We start from the raw sequence: 8,059 nt of genomic DNA on the forward strand, positions 1-8,059 counted from the left end.
GCTGGCCAACGGTCTGGAAATGTTCGCGGCACTCAAGCTCCATGGCGTGGAGAGCAAGCTGTGCATGTTCTACGGCGAGAACCACGGCCTGAGCCGAGAGGAAAAGCCCTCCAACCGCATCAGCCGACTCAGCGAGATCCTGCACTGGATGGAGGAGCACCTGAAGGAAGAATAAGGGGGAGCCAACCGGCGGATTCTGGCAGAGTGTGTGCCGGAGCATTTGCCGCGCCTGAGCCGTATCCCGCGGCAGTAGCCTGTTTTATATGGATCGATTTCAGCGGACAGCGGCCACAGCGCCGCGTCATACAGGTACCGCGGAAGCATTTACGCCAAGAGCCCACCTTCTCAAGAAGGTGGGCTCTTGCTGTAAGTACACGAAATGAGATGCTTTATTTCTTGTCAAACAGGATGAACAGCAGGCTGGACAGGCACAGCAGGAAGGGGTAGAACAGCAGGGGGATGATGTCAAAGGCGCTGATGGCGTAGCCGAGGGTGGCGCAGGTGGAGATGGCCACCAGCATCTGGGCGCCGTAGGGGATGATGCCCTGGAAGATGCAGGAGAAGGTGTCCAGCAGGGAGGCGGAGCGCTTGGGGCTGATGCCGTATTCCTCCGCCACCTCCTTGGCGATGGGGCCTGCCATGACGATGGCCACGGTGTTGTTGGCGGTGGCGATATCCATGAGGCCCACCAGCAGGCCGATGCCCAGCTGGCCGCCCCGCTTGCCGCGGAACACCCGGCGGATGAAGGCGAGGATGCTCTCGAAGCCGCCGTAGGCGCGGATGAGGCCGCACAGGGAGGCCACCAGCAGCGTCACCAGAATGGTCTCGAACATACCGGACACGCCGCCGCCCATGTTGCCCATGAGCTCCAGCGCCGTGACCTGCCCGGTGATAAGGGTGATGGCAGCGCCGGCGGCGATGCCGATGAGCAGCACCACGAACACGTTCAGGCCGACAATGCCGCCGATAAGCACCAGCACATAGGGGATGATCAGCACCAGATCGTGACCGCCGGAGACGGCGTTCTGCACATCGGTACCCAGAGAGACCACGATGATCAGCGCCAGCGCCGCCAGCGCGGCGGGCAGGGCGATCTTGAAGTTGGCGCGGAACTTGTCCTTCATCTCCGTGCCCTGGGTGGAGCAGGCGGCGATGGTGGTATCGGAAATAAAGCTGAGGTTGTCGCCGAACATCGCGCCGCCCATGACGGAGGCGATGCACAGCGGCAGGTCAAAGCCGGAATCGGCGGACACCGCCACGGCGATGGGGGCCAGCAGGGTGATGGTGCCGACGGAGGTGCCCATGGCCATGGACACGAAGCACGCCACCACGAACAGCACAGCAACCGCCAGCTTCACCGGGGCGATGGACAGCAGGAAGTAGGCCACGGCCTCGGCGCTGGAGCGGCCGGTGACGCCCACGAAGATGCCCGCCACCAGGAAGATGAGGATCATGGTGACGATGTTCTTATCGCCGATGCCCTGTCCCATCAGCTCCAGCTTTTCATCAAAGCTCACACCGCGGTTTTGCAGGCACGCTACCAGCAGCGCCACCAAGAAGGCCACGACGATGGGGATCTGATAGAAGCCCATTTTGATTTTCAACACATACTCCAGAATAATGCCCAGCACCAGATACAGCACCAGGAATACGGCCACGGGCAGCAGGGCCACCGCCCGGGGGGTTGGTTTTTTCTCCATAAACTCTCTCCTTTATGAAAACGTTGGCTTTTTTCACCGCTTTTGATGGTATCATGAGGGGAAGAAAAAGTCAACGCAAAGACATCTGCACCTTATCTGCTTTGTCTGGCGCGTCCGGTCTGTACGCGGAGGTGTTCGGCGAGACCGGAGCGGGCCGGTGTCTTCATCATGGCCGGCTCGCCTATCCGGCGGATGACGTCTCTCCTTCCACTGATAGATCTCCCTTCTTCCCAGAGATCAACGTGGGACTTCTGGCAGGGCCCTGGTTTGAGGGCCGCATGGCCCAGTGCCTTACCGACATTCTGGGCGGGCGGGCCACGGCCGCAGCCATGGTAACGCTGGCCGCCGCCTATCTGGCCGTGGCCCTGCTGGTACAGGGGGCACGGTTCGTCAAGCGTTTCTACGTCCGGCGCCTCACCAACAACGGCGCCATCAATTTCAACGGCTACACCATCACCCTGGCGGACGGCACCGTCCTCCGGTAAGGCTTACCGCACCTCGATAGCCGCCGCGGGGCAGGCGTCCGCCGCCTCCTGCACGGCCAGCTTCAAACCGTCGGGTATCGGCCCGGCCGCCGCCTGCGCCGATTCGCCGTTCTCCAGAGAGAACACCTCCGGACAAATGGTGGGGCACAGGCCGCACCGGATACACGCCTTCTGCAATACGATGGCTTCCATAAAAATTCCCTCCATAGCAAATTCAGGATACGGGCAGTTTGCCCCGTATCGGGAAAAAGTATGCGGGAAGCACCGTCCCTTTCGGACGGCGCTTCCCGCATTTTTTCCATTTTTCCCTTGACAGCCGCAGCTGTCCATGGTATGGTAACTGTACTAACACGCATAATACAGTTAATACGCAATGGCAGGAAGGAGTGAGCGCGGATGATCTCCCTGGATTATCGGGACAGCCGCCCCCTGTACCAGCAGGTGAAGGACAATCTGCGGCGGATGATGCTGACGGGGCTGCTGCCGCCGGACGAAAAGCTGCCGTCGGTGCGGAGTCTGGCCACACAGCTGGCCATCAACCCCAACACCATCCAGCGGGCATACAGCGAACTGGAGGCGGAGGGGTACATCTACTCCGTGCCCGGCAAGGGCAGCTTTGCCGCCGCCGAGGGCGGCGAGCAGCAGCGGCGTATCCGTGAGCTGAAAACGCAGGCGGCCCCTCTGCTGGAGGAGCTGAAGACGCTGGGCTGCACGGAGGAGGATCTTTTGCAGCTGTGGAGAGGAGGAGAGACACATGCTTGAAGCGAAAAACGTGGTCAAGACCTTTGACGGCTTTCGGGCGCTGGACAGTCTGAACATGACGGTTCCCAAGGGCGCGGTGTACGGTCTGGTGGGCCCCAACGGCGCGGGCAAGTCCACCATCATCCGGCATCTGGCCGGTATCTACCGTCAGGACAGCGGCGAGGTGCTGCTGGACGGCCAGCCGGTATACGAGAACCCCGCCGTCAAGCGGCGGATGACAGTGATCGGCGACGACTGGTACTATTTCCCCCAGGCCAATATTCGTGAGATGGCCCGCTTTTTCGCGGGACTGTACCCCGCCTTCAGCTGGGAGCGCTATGAAAAGCTGAAGCAGGTGTTCCCACTGGACGAGAAGATGATGCTGCGCCGCATGTCCAAGGGTATGCAGAAGCAGGCGGCGTTCTGGTTGGCGGTGTGCTGCATGCCGGAGTACCTCATTTTGGATGAGCCGGTGGATGGGCTGGACCCCGTCATGCGCCGCCAGGTGTGGTCTCTGCTGCTGGGTGACGTGTCCGAGCGGGGCACCACGGTACTGGTGTCCAGCCACAACCTCCGCGAGCTGGAGGACGTGTGCGATCACATGGGCATCCTGAACCGCGGGCAGGTGCTGCTGGAGCGGAGCCTCTCCGACCTGCAGGACAACACCGTGAAGCTGCAGGTAGCCTACGCCGGCGTGACGGAGCCGATGCTGCCGTCGGAGCTGAACATCCTGCACCGCAGTCACGTGGGACGGGTGTATACCTACATCGTGCGGGGCAGCCGCGCCGAGATCCTGCGCCGCATGGAGATCACGGAGCCCATCCTGCTGGAATCCATCCCGCTGACACTGGAGGAGATCTTTATCTATGAATTGGGAGGTGTGGACTATGCCGCGAAAGACATCCTGCTGTAACGGGACGCTGCTGCGCAGCGACGTGCGCCACTACTGGCCCGCCGGCTTTCTCTATGTGCTGGTGTGGCTGATGATCCTGCCCATCCCCCTGCTGCAGACAGCCCGGGATTATCTGCGTTTTCAGTCTGAGCAGACGGTCCAGCTGGCAGCGCAGCTGCACAACCACGTCTATGCCGCCATGACCGGCTCGCTGGTGCTGGCGGTGCTGGCGGGTGCGGTAATACCCATGGCGGTGTATGCCTATCTGATGACGCCCCGGGCTGTGGGGCTGATGCACACCCTGCCCGTCACCCGCACATCCCAGTTTTTCACCCACTTTCTCAGCGGCTTCGGCCTGTTGACAGCGGGAAATCTGCTGATCTTCCTGCTGTCAGCGCTGGCTATGATGCCCTCCGGCAGCGTGGACTGGGCCGCGCTGGGCCTGTGGCTGCTGGTGACGGAGCTGCTGGAGCTGTTCTTCCTGTCTCTGGGTACTCTGTGCGCCATGGCCACCGGCTGGCTGCTGGCCATACCGGTGCTGTACGGCGCGGCCAACTGCATTGTTTTGTTGGTATGCGTCGTGGTGCAGTTCCTTCAGCGCTGGTTCTACTTCGGCTTTGAGAGCACCACCTTCCCCATGGCGGTGATCTGGCTGACGCCCATCGCCCGCCTGTCCACCGCCGTTTGCGGCTACGCCGACGTTCTGGTGCCGCGAGAGGGGGAGGAGGTCTACCTCCGCGTCCTGCCGGAGGGCGGCATGACCTCCTTGCTGGTCTATGCCATCGTGGGACTGGCGCTGCTGGCTCTGGGCTGGCTTCTGTACCGCAGACGGCCCAGTGAGGCCGCCGGTGACGCCATCGCCTTCCGCTGGCTGCGGCCCATCGTCCGGTGGACCGTGGGTCTGTGCGGCGGTCTGGGCCTGGGCCTGTTCCTCAGCGTAGCGCTGCTGGGCGGTCTGGTCGGCGGCCTGGTGCAGCTCCTGCTGTGCCAGGCGGTCATGGGCCTGTTGTGCTTCTTCGCCGCTCAAATGCTGCTGCAAAAGTCGTTCCGCGTCTTCCGCCGCAGCTGGAAGGAGGCGCTGGCGCTGGTGATCGCACTGGCCGCCATCACCCTGTGCATCCGCCAGGACTTCTTCGACGTCCAGAACCGCATACCCGGCGCGTCCCAGGTGGACACCGTGTCGGTCCAGCTCTACGCCGGTGACAGCAGCTACTGCGAGACGGACGATCCCGCCGTGCTGGAGCGGGTGCAGGCGCTGCACCGCGCCGCCCTGGCTCAGGGCGAGGCTATGGCCGATAACTCGGACCGCTGTATGAGCATCCGCCTGCGCTATGAGCTGAAAAACGGCGACACCGTCCGGCGGGATTACACCATCGCCTGTGTCTCCGGCACGGAGACGTACCGCCTGACCAACCAGCTGCTGAATATGCCCCAGTTCCGCCGCTCTGCCATGGGCATCGACTGGTTGGAGACATCCGGGCTGGACGCCGTCCGCAGCGGCTATGTGGAGGACTACTGGACCGGCGCCACGGTGGATCTGACCCGTGAGCAGGCCACGGAGCTGTGCCGTCTGGCCCAGCAGGACGCCAACGATGTCTCCGACAGTGATGTGCTGGCCGCCATGGCCGCGAACAGCGATGATGTCTACGCCGCTGCGGCTAAGGAGGATACCCTCCCGGCGGAGACGGAGGCATGGGACGTATACCGTTACAACATCGTCATCTACGCCATGGTGGATGGCCGCGATGTCAGCCGCAGCCTGACTCCGATGGGCTATTGCACCCGCATGCAGTCCTTCATCGGCAGCCTGGACTTCGCCAACACCACCACGGTGGACACGGAGGCCGTGTCATGAAAAGAGGACTGCTGTGCATCGCCGCAGCGCTGGTGCTGACCGCCGCTACCCTGTGGCTGACCAGCCTGCGGAACTACGATGCGGCGGACGCCGTGGAGGAAAACGGTGTCCTGCTCTACCTGCGGAAGGACCACGGGGCGGCCTTTGCCAGCACCTATCGCTGGGACGGCACCGGCGACGCCATCGACTACGTTATCCCCGACACGGTGCAGGGCGTGAAGGTCACAGCCATCGGCGGCTTCACCGGCGAGCTGAAGAAGGCCCCTACCGCGGGGCTGGCCATCACCATGCCGGAGACGTACCGCGGCGCGGAACGGGCGCATTACACCATGCCCAGCGGCGCAGTGGAGATCACGCTGCCGGTACACATCCACATCGGCCGCTATGTCCGCAGCGTCCAGCCGGACGGCAGCCTGCCGACGCCCACCGGTTACTTTGGCTACGACAAGGGCGTCAGCAGCTATATCATCACCCCTGTGTGGACGGTGACGTGCGACGAGGGCAACGAGACGTACTACGCCCGGGACGGACGGCTTTACCAGCGTGCAGACAACGCGCTGGTGCAGCTGCCCTACGCTGTGGAAGGAACCCCCGGATAAACGCAGAGAGGCGCGGGCCTGACGGCCCGCGCCTCTCTATTTCATTTGTGAGGAGATAGAAACAGCTTACTCGTTGGTATAGTTGTCAAAATAGCCCTGAATATAGATGATGGGAGTGCCCTTGTCGCCGGAGCCGCTGGTCAGGTCACACAGGGAGCCGATGAGGTCGGTGAGGTTGCGGGGCGTGGTGCCCTCGGACACCATGTTGCCCACCAGGCTGACCTTGGCGTCCTTCTCGCGGATCTTCTGGGAAATGGCATCCTTGAGGGCCTGTCCGGACAGACCGGCAAATTCCTTGTCCGCCAGGTACTTCAGCTTCAGCTCGTTGGGAGTGCCCACCAGACCGCTGGTGTAGCCAGGGGATACCACGGGGTCGGCCAGCTCCCAGATCTTGCCGGCGGGGTCCTTGAAAGCGCCATCGCCGTAGACCATGGCCTCCACGCGCTTGCCGGTGGCCTCGCTCATGGCCTTTCCGATGGCCTCTGCCACGGGCTTGGCGTCCCGCGGGAACAGCTTCACGCGGTCATCATCAGCCTTGTTGCTGCCCAGCAGGCCGTACTGGAGGTTGTAGCCGCTGCCGTCCACGGGGGAGGTCAGCAGGTCGTCCAGCCCCAGCACCACCTTGGCGCCGGCGGCGGCCAGCAGGCGCTTGCTGCGCTTGCGGGTGTGGATGTCGCAGCAGATGACGGTGTCGGTGTAGTCCAGCACCGCCTGGACGCGGTTGGCGAACACGATCTCCGCCTCAGCGCCGGCGGACTCGATGATGGTCTTGTAGTAGTCCACGTAGTCCACGCCGGTGAAGGGGTGGATGACGGCGCCGAAGGCGGCGCGGAACTGCTCCAGGGACAGTACATCGTGCCAGGGGTCGATGCCGGCCTCGTCCAGTTGGTCCATGGACACCAGGTGGTTGCCCACCTCGTCAGAGGGATAACTGAGCATCAGCACCACCTTTTTGACACCGGCGGCGATGCCCTGCAGCAACAGGGAGAATCGGTTGCGGCTGAGGATGGGGAACGTGACACCCACGGTCTGACCGCCGGTCTTGGCGCGGACATCGGCGGCGATCTGCTCCACCGTGGCGTAGTTGCCCTGACAGCGGGCCACCACGGACTCGGTAATGGCCACGATGTCGCCGTCACGGGCGGTGATGCCGTTGTCCTTCAGTGCATTCAGCACGGTGTCGGCGGTGATCTGTACCACGTTGTCGCCCTCGCGGAAAATGGGAGCGCGAACGCCCCGTACCACAGTACCCAAGGTTCTGCTCATAGCGGATGCTCCTTTGCATATCATTTCAGGCCACGCAGCACTTATCGCTGCGCAACAGGTATAGTATAGCACAAATTCGGCATAAGTGAAATATGAAATATTTATATTGCGTATTAGCAATACTGAACGCGCAGCGAAAAGAACACGGAAAAAGCTCTTGCATTTTCCCGCAGGATGTGTATAATGATAGGGTAATTATGGGCTTGTAGCTCAGCTGGGAGAGCAAGCCTGACATACCGCAACCATACAACTTCATATTCGGGCTTGTAGCTCAGCTGGGAGAGCGTTCGGTTCGCATCCCTATGGTCGCACATCGACCTGCGAGTTTCAGTCCATGATTTCGGAGAGGTTTTTCTCTGAATTCTTCTAAAATCGGAAAACTTGAAAATCAGCTTTTTGTTGCAAAAAACCTGCAAAAAACGGCAATATGGGCCTATAGCTCAGCTGGGAGAGCGTACGGTTCGCATCCGTAAGGTCGTCGGTTCGATCCCGATTAGGTCCACCATTTCGAGAAAAATCAC

The 8,059-nt window shown here is 61.9% G+C and carries 9 protein-coding genes and 1 tRNA gene; 7 read left to right on the top strand and 3 right to left on the bottom strand.

Going from position 1 to position 8,059, the window contains the following annotated elements:
- Nucleotides 1-13 precede the first annotated feature (13 nt).
- Nucleotides 14-175 (top strand): prolyl oligopeptidase family serine peptidase, encoded by a 162-nt coding sequence (locus ACZM22_RS10910; protein ID WP_489544097.1) that lies wholly within the window; start codon nucleotides 14-16, stop codon nucleotides 173-175.
- A gap of 214 nt (nucleotides 176-389) precedes the next feature.
- Here the strand turns inward: ACZM22_RS10910 and ACZM22_RS10915 are convergent, their stop codons facing one another.
- On the bottom strand, nucleotides 390-1,700 hold the full coding sequence (locus ACZM22_RS10915) for a Na+/H+ antiporter NhaC family protein (RefSeq protein WP_489544090.1): 1,311 nt from the start codon (nucleotides 1,698-1,700) through the stop codon (nucleotides 390-392).
- Between the two features lie 242 nt (nucleotides 1,701-1,942).
- Between ACZM22_RS10915 and ACZM22_RS10920 the strand changes: the two genes are divergently transcribed.
- On the top strand, nucleotides 1,943-2,185 hold the full coding sequence (locus tag ACZM22_RS10920; RefSeq protein WP_489544091.1) for a hypothetical protein: 243 nt from the start codon (nucleotides 1,943-1,945) through the stop codon (nucleotides 2,183-2,185).
- 3 nt (nucleotides 2,186-2,188) lie between these two features.
- On the opposite strand, the gene ACZM22_RS10925 is transcribed toward ACZM22_RS10920, so the two are convergent.
- A complete protein-coding gene (locus ACZM22_RS10925; RefSeq protein WP_489544092.1) occupies nucleotides 2,189-2,377 on the bottom strand; it encodes a ferredoxin in 189 nt (62 codons plus the stop codon).
- Nucleotides 2,378-2,581: 204 nt separating this feature from the next.
- Here ACZM22_RS10925 and ACZM22_RS10930 point away from each other — a divergent pair, with 204 nt between their 5' ends.
- From ACZM22_RS10930 to ACZM22_RS10945, 4 genes are read left to right on the top strand one after another with little or no spacing between them, the layout of a single operon-like run.
- Complete coding sequence (locus ACZM22_RS10930) at nucleotides 2,582-2,947, top strand: GntR family transcriptional regulator (protein ID WP_484424827.1); 366 nt, start codon at nucleotides 2,582-2,584, stop codon at nucleotides 2,945-2,947.
- Nucleotides 2,940-3,839 (top strand): ABC transporter ATP-binding protein, encoded by a 900-nt coding sequence (locus ACZM22_RS10935; protein ID WP_489544093.1) that lies wholly within the window; start codon nucleotides 2,940-2,942, stop codon nucleotides 3,837-3,839. Before ACZM22_RS10930 ends, ACZM22_RS10935 begins: the two co-directional genes overlap by 8 nt.
- Nucleotides 3,814-5,673, top strand: a complete 1,860-nt coding sequence (locus ACZM22_RS10940) for an LPXTG cell wall anchor domain-containing protein (RefSeq protein ID WP_489544094.1) — start codon at nucleotides 3,814-3,816, stop codon at nucleotides 5,671-5,673. Before ACZM22_RS10935 ends, ACZM22_RS10940 begins: the two co-directional genes overlap by 26 nt.
- On the top strand, nucleotides 5,670-6,272 hold the full coding sequence (locus ACZM22_RS10945) for a hypothetical protein (RefSeq protein ID WP_489544095.1): 603 nt from the start codon (nucleotides 5,670-5,672) through the stop codon (nucleotides 6,270-6,272). The genes ACZM22_RS10940 and ACZM22_RS10945 overlap by 4 nt, the downstream gene beginning before the upstream one ends.
- Before the next feature lie 66 nt (nucleotides 6,273-6,338).
- Here the strand turns inward: ACZM22_RS10945 and ACZM22_RS10950 are convergent, their stop codons facing one another.
- The gene (locus ACZM22_RS10950) at nucleotides 6,339-7,538 is read right to left on the bottom strand and encodes a coenzyme F420-0:L-glutamate ligase (protein ID WP_489544096.1); all 1,200 of its coding nucleotides are present in this window, start codon (nucleotides 7,536-7,538) and stop codon (nucleotides 6,339-6,341) included.
- 429 nt (nucleotides 7,539-7,967) lie between these two features.
- On the opposite strand from ACZM22_RS10950, the gene ACZM22_RS10955 reads away from it, so the two are divergent.
- Nucleotides 7,968-8,043: transfer RNA gene (locus ACZM22_RS10955), tRNA-Ala, on the top strand.
- The last annotated feature ends 16 nt before the right edge of the window (nucleotides 8,044-8,059 follow it).

The organism is Vescimonas sp., from assembly GCF_057856985.1.